This is a genomic window from Nocardia sp. NPDC047038, assembly GCF_040644075.1.
In the GTDB taxonomy this organism is placed as follows: domain Bacteria; phylum Actinomycetota; class Actinomycetes; order Mycobacteriales; family Mycobacteriaceae; genus Nocardia; species Nocardia sichangensis.
In genome coordinates this window covers 154,792-179,050 of sequence record NZ_JBEYVQ010000005.1, presented here as the reverse complement: position 1 = coordinate 179,050, position 24,259 = coordinate 154,792, and the positions used below count along the sequence as shown (strand labels likewise).

At 69.7% G+C, this 24,259-nt stretch carries 23 protein-coding genes and 1 riboswitch; of the genes, 13 read left to right on the top strand and 10 right to left on the bottom strand.

Going from position 1 to position 24,259, the window contains the following annotated elements; genetic code table 11:
- Positions 1 to 48 precede the first annotated feature (48 nt).
- Positions 49 to 1,623 (top strand): glutamine-hydrolyzing GMP synthase, encoded by a 1,575-nt coding sequence (gene guaA / locus ABZ824_RS20170; RefSeq protein ID WP_355078984.1) that lies wholly within the window; start codon positions 49 to 51, stop codon positions 1,621 to 1,623.
- Between the two features lie 54 nt (positions 1,624 to 1,677).
- Here the strand turns inward: guaA and ABZ824_RS20165 are convergent, their stop codons facing one another.
- The 3 genes from ABZ824_RS20165 to ABZ824_RS20155 all read right to left on the bottom strand — a co-directional run bounded on the left by ABZ824_RS20165 (position 1,678) and on the right by ABZ824_RS20155 (position 3,833).
- The gene (locus tag ABZ824_RS20165; protein WP_355078986.1) at positions 1,678 to 1,812 is read right to left on the bottom strand and encodes a hypothetical protein; all 135 of its coding nucleotides are present in this window, start codon (positions 1,810 to 1,812) and stop codon (positions 1,678 to 1,680) included.
- 94 nt (positions 1,813 to 1,906) lie between these two features.
- Positions 1,907 to 2,125, bottom strand: coding sequence for a hypothetical protein (locus ABZ824_RS20160; RefSeq protein ID WP_355078988.1), 219 nt, complete (start codon positions 2,123 to 2,125; stop codon positions 1,907 to 1,909).
- Complete coding sequence (locus ABZ824_RS20155; RefSeq protein ID WP_356964706.1) at positions 2,118 to 3,833, bottom strand: PspC domain-containing protein; 1,716 nt, start codon at positions 3,831 to 3,833, stop codon at positions 2,118 to 2,120. The genes ABZ824_RS20160 and ABZ824_RS20155 overlap by 8 nt, the downstream gene beginning before the upstream one ends.
- Positions 3,834 to 4,046: 213 nt before the next feature.
- Here ABZ824_RS20155 and ABZ824_RS20150 point away from each other — a divergent pair, with 213 nt between their 5' ends.
- Both ABZ824_RS20150 and ABZ824_RS20145 read left to right on the top strand, forming a co-directional pair.
- Positions 4,047 to 5,366 (top strand): PspC domain-containing protein, encoded by a 1,320-nt coding sequence (locus tag ABZ824_RS20150; RefSeq protein WP_356964705.1) that lies wholly within the window; start codon positions 4,047 to 4,049, stop codon positions 5,364 to 5,366.
- Positions 5,367 to 5,462: 96 nt separating this feature from the next.
- Positions 5,463 to 6,098 carry a response regulator transcription factor gene (locus ABZ824_RS20145; RefSeq protein ID WP_157111826.1) on the top strand — a complete coding sequence of 212 codons (636 nt, stop codon included), beginning with the start codon at positions 5,463 to 5,465 and terminating at the stop codon, positions 6,096 to 6,098.
- Between the two features lie 28 nt (positions 6,099 to 6,126).
- Here the strand turns inward: ABZ824_RS20145 and ABZ824_RS20140 are convergent, their stop codons facing one another.
- A complete protein-coding gene (locus ABZ824_RS20140; protein WP_355078994.1) occupies positions 6,127 to 7,248 on the bottom strand; it encodes a serine/threonine-protein kinase in 1,122 nt (373 codons plus the stop codon).
- 659 nt (positions 7,249 to 7,907) lie between these two features.
- Here ABZ824_RS20140 and ABZ824_RS20135 point away from each other — a divergent pair.
- Both ABZ824_RS20135 and ABZ824_RS20130 read left to right on the top strand, forming a co-directional pair.
- Positions 7,908 to 8,594, top strand: coding sequence for a hypothetical protein (locus ABZ824_RS20135; protein ID WP_355078996.1), 687 nt, complete (start codon positions 7,908 to 7,910; stop codon positions 8,592 to 8,594).
- A gap of 25 nt (positions 8,595 to 8,619) precedes the next feature.
- Entirely contained in the window at positions 8,620 to 10,206 is a 1,587-nt protein-coding gene (locus tag ABZ824_RS20130) for a DNA polymerase Y family protein (protein ID WP_356964704.1), read from the top strand.
- A gap of 6 nt (positions 10,207 to 10,212) precedes the next feature.
- Here the strand turns inward: ABZ824_RS20130 and ABZ824_RS20125 are convergent, their stop codons facing one another.
- Complete coding sequence (locus ABZ824_RS20125) at positions 10,213 to 10,911, bottom strand: class I SAM-dependent methyltransferase (RefSeq protein WP_356964702.1); 699 nt, start codon at positions 10,909 to 10,911, stop codon at positions 10,213 to 10,215.
- A 196-nt stretch (positions 10,912 to 11,107) separates the two neighbouring features.
- Between ABZ824_RS20125 and ABZ824_RS20120 the strand changes: the two genes are divergently transcribed.
- Positions 11,108 to 11,863, top strand: coding sequence for an alpha/beta hydrolase (locus ABZ824_RS20120; RefSeq protein WP_356964701.1), 756 nt, complete (start codon positions 11,108 to 11,110; stop codon positions 11,861 to 11,863).
- Positions 11,864 to 11,901: 38 nt separating this feature from the next.
- On the opposite strand, the gene ABZ824_RS20115 is transcribed toward ABZ824_RS20120, so the two are convergent.
- On the bottom strand, positions 11,902 to 12,858 hold the full coding sequence (locus tag ABZ824_RS20115; RefSeq protein WP_356964699.1) for an SDR family NAD(P)-dependent oxidoreductase: 957 nt from the start codon (positions 12,856 to 12,858) through the stop codon (positions 11,902 to 11,904).
- Positions 12,859 to 13,084: 226 nt separating this feature from the next.
- Between ABZ824_RS20115 and ABZ824_RS20110 the strand changes: the two genes are divergently transcribed.
- From ABZ824_RS20110 to ABZ824_RS20095, 4 genes are all read left to right on the top strand, one after another.
- A complete protein-coding gene (locus ABZ824_RS20110) occupies positions 13,085 to 13,540 on the top strand; it encodes a hypothetical protein (RefSeq protein WP_356964698.1) in 456 nt (151 codons plus the stop codon).
- A 54-nt stretch (positions 13,541 to 13,594) separates the two neighbouring features.
- Complete coding sequence (locus ABZ824_RS20105) at positions 13,595 to 16,948, top strand: error-prone DNA polymerase (RefSeq protein ID WP_356964697.1); 3,354 nt, start codon at positions 13,595 to 13,597, stop codon at positions 16,946 to 16,948.
- An 88-nt stretch (positions 16,949 to 17,036) separates the two neighbouring features.
- Positions 17,037 to 18,029, top strand: coding sequence for a DUF4349 domain-containing protein (locus tag ABZ824_RS20100; protein ID WP_356964695.1), 993 nt, complete (start codon positions 17,037 to 17,039; stop codon positions 18,027 to 18,029).
- Positions 17,986 to 18,219, top strand: a complete 234-nt coding sequence (locus ABZ824_RS20095; RefSeq protein WP_355079011.1) for a DUF167 domain-containing protein — start codon at positions 17,986 to 17,988, stop codon at positions 18,217 to 18,219. The genes ABZ824_RS20100 and ABZ824_RS20095 overlap by 44 nt, the downstream gene beginning before the upstream one ends.
- Positions 18,220 to 18,234: 15 nt before the next feature.
- Here ABZ824_RS20095 and ABZ824_RS20090 read toward each other — a convergent pair whose 3' ends face one another.
- Entirely contained in the window at positions 18,235 to 18,699 is a 465-nt protein-coding gene (locus ABZ824_RS20090) for a tRNA (cytidine(34)-2'-O)-methyltransferase (RefSeq protein WP_356964694.1), read from the bottom strand.
- Positions 18,700 to 18,916: 217 nt separating this feature from the next.
- On the opposite strand from ABZ824_RS20090, the gene ABZ824_RS20085 reads away from it, so the two are divergent.
- Entirely contained in the window at positions 18,917 to 19,162 is a 246-nt protein-coding gene (locus ABZ824_RS20085; RefSeq protein WP_355079114.1) for a DUF3017 domain-containing protein, read from the top strand.
- 38 nt (positions 19,163 to 19,200) lie between these two features.
- Here ABZ824_RS20085 and ABZ824_RS20080 read toward each other — a convergent pair whose 3' ends face one another.
- The gene (locus ABZ824_RS20080) at positions 19,201 to 19,848 is read right to left on the bottom strand and encodes a nitroreductase family protein (RefSeq protein WP_355079015.1); all 648 of its coding nucleotides are present in this window, start codon (positions 19,846 to 19,848) and stop codon (positions 19,201 to 19,203) included.
- 69 nt (positions 19,849 to 19,917) lie between these two features.
- On the opposite strand from ABZ824_RS20080, the gene ABZ824_RS20075 reads away from it, so the two are divergent.
- Positions 19,918 to 20,295: a helix-turn-helix domain-containing protein gene (locus tag ABZ824_RS20075; protein ID WP_356964693.1), complete on the top strand. Its 378-nt coding sequence runs from the start codon at positions 19,918 to 19,920 to the stop codon at positions 20,293 to 20,295.
- A 63-nt stretch (positions 20,296 to 20,358) separates the two neighbouring features.
- Here ABZ824_RS20075 and ABZ824_RS20070 read toward each other — a convergent pair whose 3' ends face one another.
- Together ABZ824_RS20070 and ABZ824_RS20065 are read right to left on the bottom strand one after the other, a co-directional pair.
- The gene (locus tag ABZ824_RS20070) at positions 20,359 to 21,516 is read right to left on the bottom strand and encodes a homoserine O-acetyltransferase (RefSeq protein ID WP_356964692.1); all 1,158 of its coding nucleotides are present in this window, start codon (positions 21,514 to 21,516) and stop codon (positions 20,359 to 20,361) included.
- Between the two features lie 217 nt (positions 21,517 to 21,733).
- A riboswitch (SAM riboswitch) is annotated at positions 21,734 to 21,844 on the bottom strand.
- Between the two features lie 52 nt (positions 21,845 to 21,896).
- Positions 21,897 to 22,610, bottom strand: coding sequence for a TetR family transcriptional regulator (locus ABZ824_RS20065; RefSeq protein WP_355079021.1), 714 nt, complete (start codon positions 22,608 to 22,610; stop codon positions 21,897 to 21,899).
- Between the two features lie 132 nt (positions 22,611 to 22,742).
- Between ABZ824_RS20065 and ABZ824_RS20060 the strand changes: the two genes are divergently transcribed.
- A complete protein-coding gene (locus tag ABZ824_RS20060) occupies positions 22,743 to 24,236 on the top strand; it encodes an MFS transporter (protein ID WP_355079023.1) in 1,494 nt (497 codons plus the stop codon).
- Positions 24,237 to 24,259: the final 23 nt, after the last annotated feature.

The window sequence follows — 24,259 nt, the reverse complement described above, 5'->3', positions numbered from 1 at the left end:
CCGCTGTGCCGATGATTCGCTCGTTTCGCCGCTCACTAAACTGGGCGAGTGGCACAAACCCAGAGACCGGTCCTCGTCGTCGACTTCGGAGCACAGTACGCCCAGCTGATCGCGCGGCGGGTTCGCGAGTCGAGCGTGTACTCGGAGGTGGTTCCGCACACCGCGACGGTGGAGGAGATCGCCGACAAGCAGCCGCTCGCGGTGATCCTGTCCGGTGGTCCGGCCAGCGTGTATGCCGAGGGCGCGCCGCGGCTGGATCCGCGGTTGTTCGATCTGGGGCTGCCGGTCTTCGGCATCTGCTACGGCTTCCAGGCGATGGCCCAGGCGCTGGGTGGAACGGTCGCGCACACCGGCACCCGTGAGTACGGACGCACCGAACTCAACATCGACGGTGGTTTGCTGCACGGCGGCCTTCCCACCATCCAGCCGGTGTGGATGAGCCACGGCGACGCGGTCACCGACGCGCCGGAGGGCTTCGAGGTCACCGGCACCAGCGCGGGCGCGCCGGTCGCCGCCTTCGAGGACCGCGCGCGCAGGCTGGCCGGTGTGCAGTACCACCCGGAAGTGCTGCATTCGCCGCACGGGCAGCAGGTACTGAGCCGGTTCCTGCACGAACTCGCAGGCATCCCCTCCACCTGGACTCCGGCGAACATCGCCGATTCGCTGATCGCCTCGGTACGCGAGCAAATCGGTGACAAACACGCGATCTGCGGACTGTCCGGTGGGGTGGACAGCGCCGTCGCCGCCGCCCTGGTGCAGCGCGCCATCGGTGACCGGTTGACGTGTGTGTTCGTCGACCACGGCCTGCTGCGGGCGGGCGAGCGGGAGCAGGTGCAGCAGGATTTCGTCGCCGCGACCGGCGCCAAACTGGTGACCGTCGACGCGGTGGACAAGTTCCTCGGCGAGTTGAAGGGTGTGACCGATCCCGAGGAGAAGCGCAAGATCATCGGGCGGGAGTTCATCCGTTCCTTCGAGGACGCGGTGGGCGAGGCGGTACTCGAGCACGGTGCGGCCGACGGCGAGACGCCGAAGGTCGAGTTCCTGGTGCAGGGCACGCTCTACCCGGACGTCGTGGAGTCCGGCGGCGGCAGCGGCACCGCGAACATCAAGAGTCATCACAATGTCGGCGGTCTGCCCGACGATCTGGAGTTCGAACTCGTCGAACCGCTGCGGTTGCTGTTCAAGGACGAGGTCCGCGCGGTCGGACGCGAGCTCGGGCTGCCGGAGGAAATCGTCGCTCGCCAGCCCTTCCCCGGTCCCGGTCTCGCCATCCGCATCGTCGGTGAAGTCACCGCCGACCGGTTGGAGACGCTGCGCAAGGCCGACGCCATCGCCCGCGAGGAACTGACGGCGGCCGGTCTGGACGCCCAGATCTGGCAGTGCCCGGTCGTGCTGCTCGCGGAGGTCCGCAGCGTCGGCGTGCAGGGCGACGGCCGCACCTACGGACACCCGATCGTGCTGCGCCCGGTCTCCAGCGAGGACGCCATGACCGCCGACTGGACCCGGTTGCCCTACGAGGTGCTGGAACGCATCTCCACCCGCATCACCAACGAGGTGGCGGAGGTCAATCGCGTGGTCTTGGACGTGACCAGCAAGCCGCCGGGCACCATCGAGTGGGAGTGAACTCCCTGCCGCCCAGCGGGCGGTGACTACTCGCCGCCGTCATCGCGTGCGAGATCAGCGGGGGCGGTGGAAAGCGCTGTACAGGATCACGCGGCCCAGAAGTACGCCGTTCGTGATGCCGGGTCTGGGATCGGGCGGTGTGGTCCGGGTGGTGGGTGGCGTCTGATCGGCGGGTTCGTCGCGCTTCATGCGGTTGTCCTGTCGTAGGAATGCGGCCCGGCTACGGCGGCGGTGGCTCGGGGCTGAACGCGAAACGGCCCGTCCAGGTGGACGGGCCGCACGCTCATCGTCGTCTGCGGGGGGAGATCACCAGCACGATGCCGATGACGATGGCGGCGAGCACGACGATCCAACCGATCGAGATCATGCCGGCCGCGGGCCAGGACGCCGGGCCGACGAAAGCCCACACGCTGATCGCGAGGGACAGCAGTCCCGCGATGAGCAGCGAGGCGGCGGGGCCGCGGCGGGAGTCGGTCGTCTCCTTCTTCTCGTTCTCAGCCACGCTGCACCTCCACGTTGCCGACGCGGACGTCGACGTTCAGATCGAGCACCGGCGCGCCGGGAGTACCGGGACCACTGATGCCCTCGGGGCAGAGGGCCTCGGCCATCGTCGCCGTGCACGTGGTGCGGACGGTCATGTCGGCGGGCAGCAGGATGTGGGCTTCGCCCATCCGGACGTCGATGTCCACGGTGCGGTTCTCGGTCAGTTTCAGCGACCGCAGGTCCAGCGTGCCGGTGCCCATGGTGAGCTTGTAGTTCTGGGCCAGATCGGCGGCGGAGGCGGGCGCCCAGGTGCGGTCGCCCAGTTGATCGGATTCGATCGGACCGATCGCGGAGGCGAGCAGGACGAACCCGGCGAGCGGCGCGGTGAGCACGAGCAAGCCGTAGCCGCGCCGCAGGAACGCGCCGACCACCAGGCCGAGGCCGATCACGGCCAGCGCCGCCGCGGCGATCCGGCCGGGGGTCATCCATTCCGCGCCCGAGGCCGCCGCCGCACCGGCACCCGCCGCCGCGAGGATGGCCAGGCCGATCACCACCGGCGTGAGGCGCGAGCGCGGACGCTTCTGCGGCGGGGCGACGACGGTGCGGGCCGGGGTGGGCTCCGGCAGGTCCCAGGCGAGTGGAGCTACGCCGAGCGGATCCCAGGACGGCGGGGTCGGGCCGCCGATGATCGCGGGGTGAGCGGCCGCGGAGCCACGCGAGCTCGGAGCGCGGCCCGGGGCCGGAACGTCTTTGCCGAGTGAGATCGAAGCGCCGGACGATGACGGTCTCGTGCCTGGTCCGCTTTCGGCTCGATCGTCATGAGTCGAGTCCGATCCGGCCGAATCGGCTCGGTCGGTGTGAGTCGTATCCGATCCGGCTCCGCCGACCGAATCGATCCGGCCGCTGCCGACCGCCGCCGGGCCGTCTTGATCGCCGACCGTGGCGGGCGAATCGGTCTGATCGGTGACCTGCGCGTCCGTTTCTCTCTCGTCGGCGACCGAACTCGTCGCTGATCCGGCAGCGGGCACGGCGACGTTGTCCGGTACCACGGTCGCGTCATCGACGGCGGGCTTGTGCAGCGGGACCGTCGCGCCGTCCACGGCAGGCGCGGGCGCCTCGGGGACGTAGGAATCCGGCAGTTTGGTGTACGGCGTGTACACGGCGGTCGGCGGCACGTACAGATCGCCGACCGTCCGGGTCGCTCCTTGCGGGAAGACCGCGCCGGGGTAGCCGGTGGCGTTGATTCCGCTCTCCGGGGCGAATCCGCCGAGCACTTCGGTGGTCCCGGGTGGCGGGTTGGGGGTGCGCAGGTGCAGCATCCACCAGCCCGCCAGCATCAGGGCGAGGCTGATCAGGCCGGATCCGCCGAGACCGACACCGACCGGTCCCATCGTGCTGACCGCGATGGCCAGCGCCACGATCAACACGATGGTCTTGGTCTGCGACTGCGAGCTGTGGCCTTTGCCGACCAGCGACTCGGCCGCGGATGCCTGGTCGCCCGCCGCGCTCAGCAGTAGCCAGGCCAGCAGGTAGAGCACGATGCCCGCGCCGCCGAAGATCGTCGAGACGACGAACGCGACCCGGACCAGCACCGGATCGATCTCGTAGCGGCGCGCGAACCCCGCCACGACGCCCGCGACGGGCCCCTGCTGCGGCAATCGGATCGGCCGGGTCTGCCATATCTGCTGGACCTGGTCGCCGAAGCTCGTTTTCGTCATGTTTCCCATGGTGTGCCGATCCGTGAATCGGCGCATCGGGGGGAACCCTGAAAACAGCCTGAACACTTTGGACCGATCCACCGATGCAGCAAACTTTCAGCTATGCACGGGTTCGACCGGGCCCGGCCGCGTCCGCCCTGGTCGGCGCGGGTGTGGTCGAGCAAGCGAGATCAGGGTGAATCCCGATGCTGGCAGCTTCGTCGCCGTGCCAGTATCGAAGACATGTACCCGTCTGTTCCCGCGTTCGACACCCGGGGGTTCGACGCTGCACGTGGGCTGGGTCCCGCGCCCGCGCCGGTCCCATGGCCGCCGCAGGCGCGGATCTTCCGCCGGTCGGGCGGCCGGGTCGTCGGCGGAGTGGCGGGCGGTCTGGCCGACCATCTCGGTGTCGACGTGTTCAAGGTGCGGATGGCGTTCGTGCTGCTGTCCGCGCTGGCCGGGGCGGGCATCGTCGCGTACGGGCTGCTGTGGATCTTCACGCCCGGTGGGTCGGATCAGGCGAAACCCTCCGGTACGGAGCGGCGGCAGGCGATCGGGCTCGCGATGCTCGGGCTCGGGCTCGCGATCGCCGTGTCCTGGGTGTTCAGCGGGACCGCGGCGAAGGTGATCGCGCCGATCATCGTGGTGGCGGTCGGCGCGGCGCTGGTGTGGCGGGAGTACGACGTCGACGGGCCGCGTTCGCTGCTCGGGCTGCCCGCGCGTCCATCGGTGGTCACCTGGTCGCGCATCGTCGCCGGTGCGACGCTGATCGTGGCCGGTCTGGGTGTGGTGGTGCTGGCCAGGATCAATTTGAGCTCGATCGGATCGGCGCTGCTGGCGGTGGCGGTCACGCTGATCGGTGCGGGACTGCTGACGGTTCCGCTGTGGCTGCGCATGATGCGCGCGCTGAACGCCGAGCGCGCCGCCCGCATCCGCAACGAGGAACGCGAGGAGATCGCCTCGCACCTGCACGATTCCGTGCTCCAGACACTCGCGCTCATCCAGCGTCAGGCCGACGACCCGCAGGAAGTGCTGCGGTTGGCCCGCAGCCAGGAGCGGGAACTGCGGAAATGGCTGTTCGAGGATTCCGGGCCCGCGCAGTCGAGCTTGGCCGCGGCCCTGCGGACCATCGCGGGCGAGGTGGAGGACCAGCACGGCGTGAAGGTGGCGCCGGTGACCGTCGGCGACGTATCGATGGACGTCGACGGCTCCGGATCGGGTCTGCCGAAGGAACACTTCACCGCCCTGCTCGGCGCGAGCAGGGAAGCGCTGGTCAACGCCGCGAAGCACGCGGGTGTCCCGGAGATCGATCTGTTCGCCGAGGTCGAGCCGCATCAGGTGAGCATCTTCGTCCGTGACCGCGGCTCCGGCTTCGACCTCGCGTCCGTGCCGGAGGATCGTCGCGGCCTGGCGAAGTCCATTCGCGGCCGGATCGAGCGCCGCGGCGGCCAGGTGGACATCCTGTCGACGCCGGGTCGCGGCACCGAGGTCCGAATCGCCATGCCGCGGACCGATTCCGGCTGCGCCCCCTTGGACGAAGAGCCCGCTCCGGCCGCCCACTAGGCACGCGTTCCGCACCTGCCAGGACGAGACAGGCGTGTGGGGGACGAGTGTGGTACGGGTTGGGGGTCAAGGGTCGGTTAGGAGAAGTAGGTGACCGTGCGGGTCTTTCTCGTCGATGATCACGCCGTTTTTCGGTCGGGTGTGCGTGCTGAATTGAGCCGGGAGGCGGACATGGAGGTGGTCGGTGAGGCCGGCGGGGTCGCGGAGGCGGTAGCCGGGATCAATGCCGAGCGACCGGACGTCGTCCTGCTCGACGTGCACATGCCCGACGGCGGTGGGGTGGCGGTGCTGGCGGGTATCGAGCCGGGGCCGGTGTGCCTGGCGCTGAGCGTGTCCGACGCGGCCGAGGACGTGATCGCGGTGATCCGGGCCGGGGCCAGAGGGTATGTCACCAAGACGATTTCGGGAGCCGAGCTGGCCGACGGCATCCGCCGGGTGGCGGGCGGCGATGCGGTCTTCAGCCCGCGCCTGGCCGGTTTCGTCCTGGACTCGTTCACCGGGAGGTCCCCGGTACCCGAGCCGCCCTTGGATCCCGAACTGGACTCCCTGACCCCGCGTGAGCTCGAGGTCCTGCGCCTGCTCGCGCGCGGCTACACGTACCGCGAGATCGCCGAATCACTCTTCATCTCGGTCAAAACCGTGGAGACGCACGCCTCCAACGTCCTGCGCAAGACCCAGCAGTCCAACCGCAACGCCCTGACCCGATGGGCCCACCGCCGCCGCATCGACTGACTGCCGTTCGGCTCCGGGTGCCCGGACGTCAGAGGACTGCGACGATGATCCCGATGATGATGACCAGGCCGATCAGCAGGCCGACGGCGATGGCCAGGGGGGCGTTGCCGGGCTGAGAATTCCTGGTGCGCTGCGGGGGCGTGGCCGCGGCCGCTCCCGCGAGGTTGCGGTGCGGGCGGGGGAGCGGCGTGGAGTGCTGGCTGCGGATCCCGGATGCCGAATTGCGCGCGGCCCAGAACGGGATGGTTCCGTCCTCGGTGCGGACGGGCGCGCCCAGAATGTACGGTCCGGTGCCGGGACCGAAAGCGGCGGTGAGGATTTCGTCGCGCGCCTCGGCCATGGTTGGGCGGCGCTGCGGCGCGGGCTCCATCATGTGCAGCAGCGCCTGGGTGAGCATGCCGCTGCGGGTCGGCGGGATGATCTGCGCCATGGCGGCGCGGTGCACGATGACGTCGCTGTCCTCGTCGAAGCCGTACGGCGGCTGTCCTTCGATCGCGGTGTAGAGCGTGGCGCCCAGGGAGAACACGTCGCTGGCCTTGGTCGGTTGCGCTCCGCGCGCGACCTCGGGGGGCAGGTAGGAGGGGGTGCCGGTGATCACGCCGTCCGGTTCGTCGAGCAGGTCGCCCGCGCCGCTGGAGATGCCGAAGTCGCTGAGTTTCGCCATGCCCACGCCGGTGCCACGGTCGGCGACGAGGATGTTGCCCGGCTTGATATCCCGGTGCACGATGCCGACCGCGTGCGCGGCGGCCAGCGCGTCGGCGACCTGGGCGCCGATCTGCGCGACCTCGATCGGCGGCAGCGTATCGACCAGCGCGAGCGCCTTCGCGACACTGCGCGACGGCAGGTGCTCCATCACCAGCCAGGGCTCACCGGCCTCGAGCACCACGTCGTACACGGCGATCGCGTGGTCGTGCGAGAGTTTCGCGGCGACCCGGCCCTCGTGCATGATCTGGTTGCGGACCGCCTCGGCTTCGGCCTCATCGAGCCCGGCCGTGGTGAGCACCTGCTTGATCGCGACGTCCCGGTCGAGCAGGCGGTCGTGCGCCAGCCATACCGCGCCCATGCCGCCGCCACCCAGCTTCGACTGGAGGCGGTAGCGGCCTGCGACGAGATATTGGGGGCCGACAGTAGGACGAGCGCGTTCGGTCACGGGTGCAGGGTAGCGGAAAATGGGGCTAGCTGGCCTGATTCGTGTTCGCGCATAGGCGGACATGAGGCACTGGTATGTGTCACGCCCGCTCTCGGTTCGAATGTGTGCCCCACACCATACCGATGAACCGGTGCCGGGCGTGGTAGCCGGGCGCGCGCCGGATCCGGTCCCGATGCGTCTTGCGGCGGGGCAGGGGGAAGCTGCGGCGAGGTTGCCCGGCGGCGGTCGCCGGGCGGAACCGACGGCCGGGCGGCCTCGCCCGCGGAGGGCGCCGCGGGTGCGAAACGAGGGCTGTCGCGGATCGCTCGCACTCCATCTCGTGTCGACACCCGCGTGCTGGACCTGCACAGATTCCACTCGAAGCCGGATCGGACCCGCGTGACCGCGACACGAGGCTGCCGAACCCTTGACGGAAACCCGGGGGTCGGTTTCTACTGTGTCGGTATCGAACGTATATTCGATACGAATCGATAGCTGAATCGGTGCTGGCGCTCGAATGGAGGGTCGCTCCGCATGCTTCGCCTCGGGTCCATCGCGGGAAGTAGGTGGTTGAGATGGGTTCGGATGCGATCTCGCAGGGAGGGGTGAATCGGGGCGCGCCGGCGCGACGCGGTGGTGGGCGGGAAGGTGCCCCATCCCTCACTGAGCTGCGTAGCCGCATGGCTGCGGTGCCGGGTCGCGGTGAATCGGCAGCACAGCGGGCTCCGCTCGGAGACGGGGCGCGCCGAGCGGCATTGCCGGTGCCCACGGCTCTCGCACCGTTGTTGCCGGATGGTGGCTTGGTCAAGGGCTCCGTGGTGGCGTACACGGGAGCGAGTTCGTTGCTGGCCGGTCTGCTCGCCGCGGTGACCGAGGGCGGTGGGCACGCCGCGGTGGTGGGCATGCCCCGGCTCGGTCTGCTCGCCGCGGTGGAGATGGGGGCGCAGTTGCGGCGGCTGGCCGTGATCGCCGATCCCGGCCCCGACCCGGTGGAAGTGGCCGCGGTGCTGCTCGACGGGCTCGATCTGGTCGTACTCGGACTCGGGGGCGCCGCCGTCGCGCCCGCTCGCAGCCGGGTGATCGCCGCCCGCGCCCGCAACAAGGGCGCCACCCTGGTGGTCGCCGACGGTCGCTGGCCCGGCGCGTCCCTCCAGCTCGATGCCCGCATCGCGGGGTATGCCGGTCTCGGCCGCGGGCGCGGACGCTTGCGTTCGCTCGGTTTGACGGTCGAAGTGCGCGGCAAGGCGGGACCGCCACGGCGTGGGCGGCTGGATTTGTGCCCGAATGCGGGGCGCGTGGAATGGGTGCTGCGCGAAAAGGCGGCTCCGCCGGTCGAAGCCGTCGACACACAGGAGGCGGTGTCGTGAGTGCCGCGGCCCGCGGTGCGGCGCCGTGATCCGGCCGGGAGCCAAGCGGGTGCTCGCCCTGTGGTGCCCGGACTGGCCCGCGGTCGCCGCGGCGGCGGTGGCAGGCCTGCCCGCGACACGGCCGGTGGCGGTGCTGTTCGCCAACCGGGTGGTGGCCTGTTCGGCGATCGCGCGAGCCGAAGGGGTGCGCCGCGGTTTGAAGCGCAGGGAGGCGCAGGCACGCTGCCCCGAGCTGTTCCTCGCGCAACAGGATCAGGATCGGGACGCGCGACTGTTCGAACCGCTGGTCGCCGCGGTGGCCGCGACGGTGCCCGGTGTGGAGGTGCTGCGCCCCGGCCTGCTCGTGCTCGGCGCGCGCGGCGCGGCGCGGTTCTTCGGATCCGAGGAGGCGGCGGCCGAGCGCCTGGTCGACGCGGTGGCAGCAGCCGGGGCGGAAGCGCAGATCGGGATCGCCGACGAGCTGTCCACGGCGGTGATCGCCGCCCGCCGCGCCGCGATCGTGCCCGCGGGGGAGGGGGCACGGTTTCTCGCACCGCTACCGGTGGGGGAACTCGCGGTCGAACCGAGCCTGGCCGCCCCGGAACGCGCCGATCTGGTCGATCTGCTGCACCGCTTGGGGCTACGCAGGATCGGCGATTTCGCCGTGCTCTCCGCGGCGGAGGTCGCCTCCCGGTTCGGCACAGACGCCGTGCTCGCGCATCGCTGTGCCAGGGCCGAGCCGGAGCGTCCGCCGTCCGCGCGGCAGCCACCGCCGGATCTGGTGGTGGAGTACCGCTGTGATCCGCCGATCGAGCGGGTAGACGCGGCCGCCTTCGCCGGTCGCCTGCTCGCCACCCGGCTGCACAGCGCGCTCGCGGATGCCGGGCTGGCCTGCACCAGGCTTTCGGTGTACGCGGAAACCGCGGCGGGGGAACATCTTTCGCGAATCTGGCGCTGCGCCGAGCCGCTCACGCCGGAGGGCACGGCGGATCGGGTGCGCTGGCAGCTGGACGGCTGGCTCACCCGGCGCGACGGTGCGCGGCCCACCGCGCCGATCACCGTGCTGCGGCTGGAACCGGTCGAGGTGGTCACGGCGGGCGCGCTGCAGCTCGGCTTGTGGGGCGGGGACGGGGAAGAGAACGAACGCGCCCGCCGCGCGCTCATCCGAGTGCAGGGTCTGCTCGGCGGGGAAGCGGTGCGTGTCGGCGTGCTGAGCGGCGGACGCGGCCCCGCCGAACGAATCACCATGGTCACGCTGGGCGACGAACTCGTCCCCGCCGCCGACCCCGCGCTGCCATGGCCGGGCCGGCTGCCCGAGCCCGCCCCCGCCGTGATCCTGATGAACCGTCCGCTGGTGCGACTGGAAGCCGCCGACGGCGCGCCCGTCAAGGTCACCGACCGCGCCCTGTTCGACGCCGACCCCGCGCTGTTGCGCTGGGGGAGCAAACAGTGGCGGCTCACCGGCTGGGCCGGCCCGTGGCCGGTGGACGAACGCTGGTGGGCCCCCGATGTGGACGACGCGGAATTCACTGCCCGCGCACAGGTCCAACTCGACGACGCCCCCGCCGCCAGCCGGGTGCTGCTTCTGGTCTATCACGACGAAACCTGGCACGCCGAAGGGATTTACGGCTGAGAGGCTTCATTCCGGGCACGACCACACGGTCGCCAACGTGAACGGATGTCCGCGCAGGGCGGCCCATTTCGGTTTGCGGGCCAGCCACGCGTCGTCGACCAGTGCCTCGGCTACCTCGGTGAGGACCCAGCCCGCGGCCAAACCGGCCGACAGGTGCTCGCTGATCAAGTGCAGGTGGGTGCTGATCGCCACCGGTTCGCCGGAAGGGTCGGTGTAATGCGTCGGCATTCCGGAAACCATGATGAATTGCGGGTGGTAGCTGACCAGTACGCAGCGCGCGCCCGGTGCGGCCAGCCGCCACGCCTCCGCGTAGAACGGCGCCAGCTCCGGTAGGTGCTCATCGATCAGCGACGCGATCACCAGGTCGTAGGCGCCTTCCGGCAGACCGGTGGCTCGCACGTCCGCTCGGGTCAGCGTGGTGTGGGCGCCGCGTTCGGCCGCCAACGCCAGCATCCCCTGGCTCACGTCGACGCCGTCGATGTGCGGTATTCCGCGGTCTCGCAACCAGGTTCCGGTTCGCCCGGTGCCGCAGCCGAGGTCGGCCGCGCGCCGCACCCGGCCGAGGTCCAGCCGCAGTCGCCCGAGCAGAGCAAGATCCATCTCGTCCAGGACGGTCTGTTCGTAGGTGGGGGCCCAACCGTCGTACCCCGTGGCCACGTCGACGGTGCGGTAGTCGCGGCGATCGAAATCGGCGAAGGAGGGCATGCGGCGAGTATTGCTCCGAGTTCGCCCACGCGCCAGGGATTTTTCGCGCCAGTCGAAACACCAATGTGGGCAACGAACTTCGCGATGGCGCGGGTATCGGGCCTGGTAAGTGCCGTTCGAACTGCGTTTTCGCCGTTGGGTGATCAGCGCTACACCACGCCGGGGCATGGCATGACTGCCGGTATCCTCCTATGTCGTGGATCTGACGCTTGGCCAGGTGACATTCGGAGACGTGCGGATCGCCTATCGGGATTCGGGGATGGGCGCGGTCAGCGACATCCCTGTGCTGCTCGTGCACGGCATGGGCGGCGACGGATACACCTGGGACCGGTTCGCGCGTGTTCTCGTGCGATCCGGACGCCGCGTGATCATCCCCGATCTCCGCGGACACGGCCGTAGCTCACACACCGATTCCTATCTCTTCGACGAGTTCGGCGACGATCTGCTGCGCCTGTGCGACCACATGGAACTGCCCGTGGTGGATCTGGTCGGGCATTCGCTCGGCGGTTACGCGGTGTCGCGCGTCGCGCAGGAGCGCCCCGAACTGGTGCGCAGGCTGGTCATCGAGGAATGCCCGCTCCCGCTGCGGTCCGGCGCCGAGGAATTGCGCCTGACCCGCCGGTTTCCCACCGCGCCCGAACTGTGGCACGCCACTTCCAGCCTGGTCCGGCACCCGCGTGCGGTGCTCGCCTTCGACCGCTCCATGACGAAGACCGCGCTGGAGCAGTTCCGTAAGCCGAACCCGGAGTGGTGGGACCGACTCTCCGACATCACCGCGCCCACCTTGGTGTTGTGCGGCGGACCGGGCGGCATGGTCGATCCGGAGAAACTCGCCATCCTGCAAGAAAGCATCACCGACTGCACGGTGACCACCTTCACCTGCGGCCACAGCATCCACCGCGACCGCTACTTCGACTTCGCCGCAACCGTCCGCCCATTCCTGGCGGGTTGAACCGCGAGTGGCACATGGTCGTGCCGGTCACGGACGCCTTACCAGTGCGTGCCGGGGACCCAGCGGGCAGCGCGGCGTAGGGCCGTGCCGGTGAGACGGCGTGTGGTTGATCGGGGGCGGGGCTGGGGGTGTGGTCCGGCCGGTTCTTCGGGGGTGGTCGACTCGCCCTTGGCTGCGGGGGAGTCGGGTAGCGCGCGGTAGTAGCGGTGTAGGACGCGGTCGCGGATCTTCGGGGTGAGCAGCGCGCCGTATTCGGCGATGGTGCCCAAAGGCACGTCGATGCGCTTGGGCCGTTCGGTCAGGGCGCGCACGATGGTCGCGGCCGCCCACTCGGGCGACTCGGCGGGGCCCTGGTCGCCGCTCGGGGTGATCATGGGCGTGCGCACCAGCGGCATGTGGATGGTGGTGAACGTGACGCCGTCCGCCATAGTCTCGACGGCTGCCACCTCGGTGAACTTGTCCAGTGCCGCCTTGCTGGCCAGATATGCCGAGAACCGCGGCGTGGCCACCTGCACGCCCGCGCTGCTGATGTTGACGACGTGCCCGAACTTGCGTTCCCGCATCTGCGGCAGCAGGGCCAGCGTCAGCCGCAGCGCGCCGAAGTAGTTGACGGCCATGGTGCGTTCGAAGTCGTGCAACCGGTCGGTGGAGCGGTGGATGGCGCGGCGGATGGAGCGGCCGGCGTTGTTCACCAGCATGTCCACGTGACCGTGTTCGTCCAGGACGGTTTTGATCACCTGGTCGACGGAATCGGAATCGGTGATGTCGCAGGAATACCCGTAGGCCGAGCCGCCCGCCGCCCTGATCTCGTCGACGACCGCGGCGAGTTCCTCACCACGGCGCGCGAGCAGGAACACGGTGGCGCCCTTGCCTGCGACCGCGAGCGCGGCCGCCCGCCCGATCCCGGAGGATGCCCCGGTGATGAGGACATGCCGCCCGGTGAGGTCGCGGTTGTGGCGCCGGCGGCGGGCGGGCTCAGCGGGGGCGTCGGTCATCGCTGCTGCTCCTTTGCAGGTCTGGTGGCCATGAACTTACTCCAAAGTAAGTTCCCTGCCAAGTGCTCTCGGTCGCGTCCGGGATCGGCCGCCCCCGGTCGTCGCGGCGTGTCGCGCCGGTGCGGCCTGCCGGTTCGAGAACCGCACGCGGCCTGGGGATTTGCGAATGCGCGAAACGGATCGAACAACTCTCGAAACGTTCGAACATATGTGCGATACTCAGCGCATGTCGGACGATCGGATGGCGGAGGTGTTTGCCGCGGTGCGGCTCGGTGGCGTCGACCCCGCGGCGGGGCGACGGGCGTTGGAAAAGCTCTGGGACGAACTCGGCGAACACGGCGGAGTGTTGCAGCGCTGCGTGGTCGCACATCATCTCGCCGATCTCCAGGAGGAGCCCGCCGAGGCGCTGCGCTGGGATCAGCGCGCGCTGGCCGCGGTGTTCGGGCCCGGTGTGCCGCTCGATGAAGGCCTGCGCGGCTTCTTGCCGTCGCTCTATTTGAACCTGGCCGACAGTCATCGCCGGGTCGGCGAGTTCGAAGTGGCCAGGATGCAGTTGGCCATCGCGCGCGGGCATCTCGACGTCCTCGCCTCCGATGCCTACGGCGCGCTCATCCGGACTCGCCTGAAAGGTGTCGAGGCCGCTCTGTCCGCCGGTTCCGTGGAGCGTCTCCGGGCGTCCTGACCTGCCTGTACATCGCCCGCCTTCGAATGTATGTTCGAGTCGAGGAGGTGAGTCGTGGGCTGGGGAAACGGTCCGCCCAGCTGGGCGGAGATGGAGCGGGTGCTGTCCGGGCGGCCGAGCCCCGATGTGACGTATCCGGGCGACGGCGGCGACAGTCCGGCGTGGTCGCGTAAGCGCGGCGAGTACCGGCCCGAGCCGGTGCGCCCTGTCGATGAACCGACGGTCCCGTACGCGGAGCTGCACGCGCATTCGGCCTACAGTTTCCTGGACGGTGCGAGCCAGCCGGAGGAACTGGTGGAGGAGGCGGTGCGGCTCGGCCTGACGGCGATCGCGCTCACCGACCACGACGGCTTCTACGGCACCGTCCGTTTCGCCGAGGCGGCCAAGGAATGGGGCATGCCCACCGTCTTCGGAGCCGAACTGTCGCTCGGCACGGCGCTCGAACCACACGTGCCGGGCGCCGTGCGCGGGCACGCCGCCGCCCCCGACTCGGCGCCGCGCACCGGCGCGCCGGACCCGGCCGGGCCGCACCTGCTGGTGCTGGCCCGCGGCCAAGAGGGCTACCGCAGGCTTTCCCGAGAGATCGCCGCCGCGCACATGGCCGCAGGGGAGAAGGGCATCCTGCGCTACGACCTCGACACGCTCACCGCGGCGGCCGAGGGGCACTGGCACATCCTGACCGGATGCCGAAAGGGTCACCTGCGCCAGGCGCTCGAACTCGACTCGCGCGCGGGCAGCACCCGGCTCGAGCGTTCGGAAGCCGCGTTGCGGGAACTCACCGACCGCTTCGGCGCCGATCGGGTGAGCGTGGAACTCACCCATCACGGCATCCCGGAGGACGACGAGCGCAACGCTCATCTCATCGCCCTGGCCGATCGTCTCGGTCTCCCGGTGCTCGCCACCACCGGAGCGCATTTCGCCGCACCGAGCGGGCGTCGCCGAGCCATGGCGCTCGCGGCGATCCGGGCCAGGCAGAGCTTGGACGAGATAGCGGGCTGGCTGGCCCCTGCGGGCGGTGCGCACCTGCGGTCCGGGGCGGAGATGGCGCGGTTGTTCGCCGACTGCCCGCAGGCGGTGGCGAACGCGGCGGCCCTGGCTCGCGAATGCGCCTTCGACCTGCAGTTGATCGCTCCGAACCTGCCGCCCTTCGACGTGCCCGCCGGACACGACGAGCAGTCCTGGCTGCGCGAACTCGCCATGGCGGGCGCCGCGGCGCGCTACGGGACTCCCCAGGAGAACCCGGAGGCCTACCGGCAGATCGAGCACGAGCTCGCGGTGATCAACGACCTGGAATTCCCCGGTTACTTCCTGGTGGTGCACGACATCGTCAGCTTCTGCAAGGACAACGACATCCTCTGCCAGGGCCGCGGGTCGGCGGCCAACTCCGCGGTCTGCTACGCGATCGGCATCACCAATGTCGACCCGGTGCGCAATCACTTGCTGTTCGAGCGTTTCCTCTCCCCGGAGCGCGACGGCCCGCCGGACATCGACGTCGACATCGAATCCGATCGCAGAGAAGAGGCGATCCAGCACGTCTACCGCAAGTACGGCCGCGAATACGCCGCGCAGGTGGCCAATGTGATCACCTATCGCGGCAAGTCCGCGGTGCGCGATGCCGCACGGGCGCTGGGCTTCTCGCCGGGCCAGCAGGACGCGTGGAGCAAGCAGGTGAGCCGCTGGACCGGCGTGGGCGCGGAGACGAACACCGACATCCCCGCCGAGGTGCTGGAACTGGCCGCCGATATCGAGGGGCTGCCGCGGCATCTCGGCATCCATTCCGGCGGCATGGTGATCTGCGACCGGCCGATCGCCGACGTCTGCCCGGTGGAATGGGCGCGCATGTCCGGCCGCAGCGTCCTGCAGTGGGACAAGGACGATTGCGCGGCCATCGATCTGGTGAAGTTCGACATGCTCGGCCTCGGCATGCTCTCCGCGCTGCACTACATGATCGACCTGGTGCGCGAGCACGAAGGCGAGACCGTCGAGCTGCACGCGCTCGACCTGGCCGAACCCGAGGTCTACGAGATGCTTTCGCGCGCGGACTCGGTCGGTGTCTTCCAGGTGGAGTCGCGTGCGCAGATGGCCACCCTGCCCCGGCTGCGCCCGCGCAGCTTCTACGACCTGGTGGTCGAGGTGGCGCTGATCCGCCCCGGCCCGATCCAGGGCGGATCGGTGCATCCCTATATCCGCAGGCGCAACGGGGCCGAGGACGTCGTCTACGACCATCCGGCGCTGAAGAATTCGCTGGAACGCACGCTCGGCGTGCCGCTGTTCCAAGAGCAGCTCATGCAGATGGCCGTCGACGTCGCCGGATTCACCGCCGTGGAGGCCGATCAGCTGCGCCGCGCCATGGGCTCCAAGCGGTCACCGGAGCGCATGGAACGTCTCAAAGCGCGGCTCTACCAGGGCATGCGGGAGCGGCACGGCATCACCGGCGAGGTCGCCGACCGTATCTACGAGAAGCTCTACGCCTTCGCGAATTTCGGCTTTCCCGAGAGTCATTCGCAGAGCTTCGCCTCGATCGTCTACTACTCGGCCTGGTTCAAACTGCATCATCCCGCCGCCTTCTGCGCGGGTCTGCTGCGCGCCCAGCCGATGGGGTTCTACTCGCCGCAATCACTGGTCGCCGACGCGCGCAGGCACGGGGTCGTGGTGCACGGTCCCGACGTCAACGCCAGCCGCGCCGAGCCCACCCTCGAGGCGAAGGGCACCGAGGTACGCCTCGGGCTCGCCGCGATCCGCCAGATCGGCGACGACCTCGCCGAGCGCATCGTCGCCGCCAGGGGCGAGCGACCCTACACGTCTTTCCTCGACCTGACCGGCCGGGTGGAACTCACTGTCGCGCAAGCGGAATCGCTCGCCACGGCGGGCGCGCTCGGCAGCCTGGGCAGCGCCCGCCGGGAAGCGCTCTGGGCGGCGGGCGCCGCCGCGGGTGAGCGCCCGGACCGGTTGCCCGGCACCGGCGCGTCCACCACCGCGCCCGTTCTGCCCGGGATGAGCGATCTGGAGACGGCCGCCGCCGACGTCTGGGCCACGGGCGTTTCGCCGGGCAGTTACCCGACGCAGTTCCTGCGCTCCCGCCTGGACGCCCTCGGCGTCATACCCGCCTCCGGCCTGCGCACCGTGCCCGACGGCTCGCGGGTCCTGGTGGGCGGCGCGGTGACGCATCGGCAGCGTCCCGCGACCGCGGAGGGCATCACCTTTCTCAATCTGGAAGACGAAACCGGCATGGTGAACATCGTCTGCTCGCTGGGGCTGTGGCGGCGCTACCGGCGACTGGCCCAAGGCGCGGCCGCGCTGCTCATCCGCGGGCGGGTGCAGAATGCCGAGGGCGTGGTCAGCGTGGTCGCCGAACATCTGCAGCGCATGGATCTGCGGATGACGTCCAAATCGCGCGACTTCCGTTGAGCCGGTTGCTTTAAGGAAGTGTTAGAAGCGTTCTAGAGAACCGTTATGCGCGGCTTTTCGCGCAGTGCGAACGGCTACTGTGCCAGGCATGAGGAAGCTTGCTGTGCTGTGCGTCGGCGCGCTGGGGTTGATCTTGCTCACCGGCTGCGGTGACGACAACGCGGCACCCGCCCGGGATCGGACGCCGACGATCGTCACCGGGCCGGGACCCGCGGCTCCCGCGCTCGTGCCGCCGGGGCTGCACGAGCAGGCGCCGCCCAAGCGGGAGGACAACTCCGGCGCCGAACCGACGTCCACCCGCAAGGAGGTGGTCACCGGCAGCGTCGAGATCACCGCGGACGCGCCGGTCACCGCGGCGGGCACGATCATCGACCAGGTGCGCGCCGCGGGCGGCCGAGTCGACAGCCGCACCGAGCAGCCCGGCACCGACGACACCGAGCCGAGCGCCACGCTCGTCGTCCGGCTGCCCGCGGACAAGACCGACGCGTTCATCGCGGGCCTCGGCGGGGTCGGACAGATCACCCGGGTCACCACCAACCGCGACGACGTCACCATGCACTGGGAGGACCTGGACGCGCGGATCAAGGCACTGCAAGCCTCGGTCGACCGGCTGCGCGGACTCATCGCGGGCGCCACCACCACCTCCGACCTGATCGCCGCCGAGCAGGCGCTGTCCAGCCGCCAGGGTGAGCTGGACAGCCTCACCGCGCAGAAGCGCAGGCTCGACGACCAGGTCGCCCTGTCCACGCTGACCATCGACGTCACCACCGATCACAAGAACTCCGGCGACGACCCCGACAACTTCTGGGACGGCATCGTCTCCGGCTGGAACTCGCTGGTGGACTGGCTGCAGGACGCGATCGTGTTCAGCGGCAAAGCGATTCCGTGGCTGGGCTTCCTCGCGGTGGTAGCCGCCGTGCTGTGGGGGATCGTGCGCCTGGTGCGGCGGCGCAAGCCCACGCCTGGTGCGGGAGAATCGGCACCGGAGCCGGTGAGCAGCGCCTCGGATGGCGCGGAGACCAGCGCAGGAGGCAAGAGTGCCGACGGTGGTAAGGGCGACGATCAAGCCGAACAGCCGTAAGGGACCGCTGGTGGAGACCCTCGACGACGGAAGCCTGCAACTGTACGTGCGGGCTCCCGCCGTCGAAGGCAAGGCCAACAAGGCCGCCATCGAGTTGCTCGCAGGCCACTACGGAGTCCCCAAGTCCGCCGTCCGGCTGACGGCGGGCGCGACCTCCCGCTTCAAACGATTCGAAATCGACGTGCCTTGATGTCGCCGCCGCAGCTCAAATGCCGCCGGGGAAGCCGAGTTGGCGCCATGCTTCGTAGACGGTCACCGCGGCCGCGTTGGAAAGGTTCATGGAGCGGCGGCCGGGCAGCATCGGGATGCGCAGCCGGTCGGTGATGCGCGGATCGGCCAGCACCTCCGCGGGCAGGCCGGTGGGTTCGGTGCCGAACAGCAGCACGTCGTTCTCGCGATAGGCCACGTCCGTGAACCGAGTGGTGCCCTGGGTGGTGAACGCGAAAACCCGCTCCGGGCGCAGTACCTCCCATGCCGCCGCCAGATTCGGGTGCACCGTCACCGACGCCAGATCGTGGTAGTCCAACCCGGCCCTGCGCAACTTCGGCTCCGACAGATCGAATCCCAACGGCTCGATCAGATGCAGATGACACCCGGTCCCCGCGACCAACCGGATCGCGTTGCCGGTATTCGGCGGAATGCGCGGCTCATGGAACATCAGATGGAACACGACGCATCAGTCAACCAGGTCACCGGAGCCGTCGGCCCGCACCCCACACGAGTGGCACACCGCCGCGGGGAGTACTCGCGATTCGCCGCAGCCATGCGCCACTCGTCGACCACCGGACCGGTCTGCAAGAATCGGGCAGGTGACCGATGCCGATACGCCTATCGCCCGGGCCGGACGCCGCGGTTCGGGAGCGGAGTTCTTGCGTTCTCATCTGCCGATGGTCGTCGTGACGCTGGTCATCGTGGTGGCGGTGGTGTTCGTGGCGTCCGATCGTTGGCGGCGCGGGACGTTCTTCTTCGGCGGTGCGACGCTGCTGGCGGCGGCATTCCGGCTGTGCCTGCCGACTACCCGGGTGGGGCTGCTGGCGGTGCGCAGCAAGCCGTTCGACGTCGGCGCGCTGACGCTGCTGGGGTCGAGCATCCTGTTCCTCGCGGCCACGATCAACACGCTCGGCGTCGGCTGAGGGCGGGCGACCCAGCGATGGCCGGGTCGCCCTTGTGCTCAGCGGGCAGCGGCGAATCGCTCGGCGAAGACCGTCCGCTCGCGCGGACGACGCCCCGGGTGCGGAGGGGCGGCGTCGCTGTAGCCGATGGTGACCAGTACCGCGATGGCGAGATCTGCCCGGTCGCCGATACCGATGGCTTGCTTCACCGACTCCGCGTCCCAGCCGTTCATCGGTGCCGAGGCCAAGCCGAGCCCGGTAGCCGCGAGCATCGCGTAGGTGGCCGCGATCATCGCGTTCTTGACGGCGTTCTCCCGCAGCAGTCCGCGCTGTTCCAGCGCCAAATATTCGGCGCGTGTGTCGAACATGGCGGTGAACTCGGCGTTCCACGCGCCGTTGCGACCCGCTAGTTCGGCGATGTCGGCGTTGCGGTCTCGCCAGGCGGCGGCGTCGGCGACGAAGACCAGCACCACCGGCGCCTCCCTCGGCTGCGGCTGGCCGAACGCCGCCTCCGACAGCGCGGCGCGGCCGGATTCGCTGGTCACCACCACGATCGACCGGTCCTGCATATTCCATGCGCTCGGCGCTTGCATCGTCAGCTCGAGCAACTCTTCGATCAGTTCGGGCGCCACCGGGTCGGGGCGATAGTGCCGCACCGTGCGACGTCCACGGATCGCATCGGCTACCGAAAGTGTCTTTGTCTCCATATTTCTAACTATCGGAGAGTCACACCCCAATGGGAAGAAGGCACTATTTGGTGTGCTACACTCCAATAGGTGCTCACTTATATCGAAGGTTCCGGCCTACCCGCCGACGTGTACTCCGCGAAGTGCCCCACGCGGGAGATCCTCGACCACATCGCGGGGAAATGGACGGTCCTGATCATCGACGCGCTCGCCGACGGCACCATGCGCTACACCGACCTGCGCCACCGTATCGATGGCATCTCCCAGAAGATGCTGACGCAGACGTTGCGGCAACTGGAGAGCGACGGTTTCGTCACGCGCACAGTGCATCCCACGATCCCGCCACGAGTCGACTACACGCTGACAGAGCTGGGGCACAGTCTGCGCACGCCGATAGCGGCGCTGCGGGAGTGGATCGAAACCAACATCAACCGCATCGAAGCGGCGCGGCGAGCCGCGGCGCTCTGAGAGTGGACGGCATCACGGCGCGAGGTACCGATCAGTGCGGGCGCGAGGGGAAGCGGACCCTTGTCAGCGTTCGGGGCGCACACCTGCGCGGGCCAGGCGCATGGTCTCGGTCAGCAGTTTGGACACCGCCGCCGCCTCGGTGAGGAATCCGTCGTGCCCGTCGCGGGAGTGCACGATCTCCAGTCCGTCGCATCCGGGCAGCAGATCGGCGAGTTCCTGCTGGGTCCGCAGCGGATAGAGCCGGTCGGAGTCGACGCCGCCGACCACGCACGGCACCGGCGTCGCCGAGAGCGCCGCCTCGATGCCGCCCCGGCCGCGGCCGACGTCGTGGCGGTTCATCGCCTCGGTCAGCAGCACATAGGTGGCGGGATCGAAACGCTTGCAGAGCTTTTCGGCCTGATGGTCCAGGTAGCTCTGCACCGCGTAGCGTCCGCCGTTCCACGGGTCCTCGTCGCCCTGCGGCTTGTTCTCGAACCGGTGATCCAGCTCGAATTCGGTGCGGTAGGTCAGGTGCGCGATCCGCCGGGCCAGCGCCATCCCCGTCGTCGGGGCGCGGCCGGTGCCGTGATAGTCGCCGCCCTGCCAGTCCGGATCGGACGTGATCGCCGCGATCTGGGTGACCTGCGTGCCGATCTGATCGGCGGTGGCGCGGGCTCCGACCGCGAGCACCAGCGCCGCGGCGACCCGATCCGGTGCGCCGACCATCCACTCGAGCACCCGCATACCGCCCATCGACCCGCCGACCACGGCCGCGAGCCGCTCGACACCGAGCAGGTCGAGCAGAGCGGCTTCGGCGGTCACCTGATCGCGGATGGAGATCTCGGGAAAACGCGAGCCCCACGGCTTTCCGTCCGGAGCGGCAGTGGACGGCCCGGTGCTGCCCTTGCAGCCGCCGAGCACGTTCGTCGCGAGCACACACCATTCGTCGGTGTCCAGCGGCGCGCCGGGACCGACCATGCCGTCCCACCAGCCGGGCAGCGGGTGCACGCCGTCGGGCTTGCCGACGACGTGCGAGTCGCCGGTCAGCGCGTGTTCGACCAGCACGATGTTGTCCATGCCGGGGGAGAGCTCACCCCAGCGTTGTACCGCGAGGTGGACGTCCGGGATGACCGCGCCGTTCTCCAGCCGCACGTCCCCGATGGCGATGGTGCCGAGCTGTCCATCCGGGGGCGGCAGGGCGATGCCGGAGGTCCGCGCGCTCGGTTCGGTGTTCACGGTCATGTCGCCGCCCCCGCGAAACCGGCGGGCGGAGGATCCGGGAGGAAGCGCACGACCCCGAACTCGGCACCACGGCTGTGCGGGGCCGACTGCGCCGGGCCTCGCTCGGCCCCGGGCGCGGTGAATTCACTCATGGTTTGCTCCCAAGCAGGTGTTCGCCGGTACAGCAGGGGTTAGCGGTGTGTGGGTAACGAACAACAACACATGCCGGCGACCTCCTGTTACGCGCTTGCTCCCGGCTCTCGGGAGCCAGGTCATCACCCGGAGCACCCCACCGCGGCTGGAGGGTTGCCGACCAGCGAGCCGGGGCTTGACGCTGGTACTCATGACCTGCCCGGCATCATAACCGGCGGGCGGTCAGCGCCCGAAATCCTCCGTCGAACTCACTGGTCCGCAGCGGTCGGTGCCCCGCAGCAGGTGCGCACGAACTCGTCGTAGGCCTCGGTGAACGCCGCCCGCCCCGCCCTGGCCGCGACCGCCAGGTCGTCGTCGAGGAACACATCGTCGGAGCACTCCATGCCGATGTGGCCGATCAGTTGCCAGGTGCCGACGATCAGCCGCACCGGGCGCGCGTCCGGCGTGGTGCCGAGGCGCTCGGCGACCACCGCGGCGATCGCGTGGTTCTTGTCGTCGGCGTGCTCCATGCTGCGCGCGCTGACCGACGGGCTGCTGCGCAGAATCCGCTGCATCTTCTGGAACTGCCGGAACGACAGCGGATCCGCCTCGCCCGCCGCGGCGGCTTCATCGACCACGTGCAGGAAGGCCTGGCGCAGCGCCCCGAGTTCGTTGCCCGTGCGGGGCAACTCGCGCAGCGTCTCGGCGATGGTCTGCCCGAAATCCTGCACGGGCCCCAGGACGATGTCTTCTTTGCTGTCGAAATAGCGGTTGATCGTGCGCGGCGAGACGTCCGCGGCGTTGGCGATCTGCTCGATCGTGGTCGCGTCGAAGCCCTGTGTGTCGCACAGATCGAGGGCCGCGGCGATGATCCGCAGCCTGGTCTGTTGCTTCTTGCGTTCGCGCAGGCCCTGGGTCGCCGGGCCGCCGGCGGCGCGGTCGGCCGCTGCGCCCGCGCCCGTCGGCGCCGATAACTCGAGCATGCCCCCATGTTAACGCAACCTGCCGTTTTCCTGTCCGTAACGGTCAAATGTCGTAACACGACATTTTGCGCTTGACGACAAATGTCGCTAGATGACAGGATTGCTCCGGACATCGAGGACGAGGAGAAGACCGTGACCGAGACCGCGACAGCGGTGCACGCGCCGCAGCGGGCGAGCGGTTCAGCGCGTTGGCTCGCGCTGGGAGTGATCGCGTTAGCCCAGCTCATGGTGGTGCTGGACGCCACCATCGTGACGATCTCGCTGCCGTTCGCGCAGCGGGATCTCGACATCAGCGACGGCAACCGGCAATGGATGCTCACCGCCTACACGCTGATCTTCGGTGGCCTGCTGCTGCTCGGCGGCAGGCTGGCCGACTACCTCGGCCGACGCCGGATCTTCATCGTCGGCCTGATCGGCTTCGCGAGTGCGTCGGCGCTGGCCGGTCTCGCGCAGACCGGCGCGGAACTGTTCGCCGGACGCGCGTTGCAGGGCGCGTTCGCCGCACTGCTGGCTCCGGCCGCGCTCTCGCTGCTGTCGGTGACCTTCACCGAGCCCGGCGAGCGGGCCACCGCGTTCGGTGTGTTCGCGGGCATCTCCGCCGGTGGCGCGGCGCTGGGGCTGATCGCCGGTGGCGCGCTCACCGAATACGCCTCCTGGCGCTGGTGCCTGCTGGTCAACACGCCGATCGCGCTGATCGCGCTGCTCGGCGCGCTGGCCTGGGTGGCGAAGGACGTGCCCGCGCCGCGCAGCGGGGGTTACGACGTGCCAGGAGCCGTCACCGTGACGCTCGGTCTGATCTCCATCGTGTACGGCTTCAGTCGTGCCGCCGACGACGGCTGGCTGGCGGGCAGCACGCTGGCGCTGCTGGTCGCCGGGCTGGCCTTGCTCGTCGCCTTCGTCGCGATCGAACGGCGCTCGGCGAACCCGCTGCTGCCGTTGCACATCCCGGGTGAGATCAACCGGGGCGGCGCGTTCCTCGCCGCGCTGCTCATCCCGATCGCGATGTTCGCGATGTTCCTGTTCCTGAGCTTCTACTTCCAGATCACGCTGGGCTACTCCGCCCTGAAGGCGGGCTTCGCGTTCCTGCCCTTCCCGGCGGGCATCGCGATCTCGGCGGGTGTCACCAGCGCTCTGCTGCCGAAGCTCGGCCCCCGTCCGCTGATGCTGGCCGGGGCCGTGCTGGGCGTCGTCGGCCTGGTGCTGCTGGCTCAACTGAGCTTCGGTGACAGCTTCCTCGCCGGTGTGCTGCCCGCTCAGGTGCTCATCGCGCTCGGGATGGGTCCGCTGTTCGTCGGCATGCAGACGGTCGCGCTGCATCAGGTGGAGGAAGAGGACTCCGGCGTCGCCTCCGCGCTGCTGAACGCGGCGCAGCAGGTCGGCGGGGCGGTCGGCACGGCGTTGCTGACCACCATCTCGGTGCAGGTCGCCAAGACCTTCGCGCATGACAACCCTGGCATCGACAACTTGGCCGCGCGGGCCGCGATCCACAGTTACGACGTGGCCTTCTACGTCGGCGCCGGGTTCTTCTTGGCGGCCGTCCCGATCATCGCGCTGATGATCCGGGACCGGCCGGAGAACCTGATCGAAGGTTCCGAGGACGGGGCACGGCTTCCGGTCGCGGTCTGATCCACCGGAACGAGGTCCGCGCG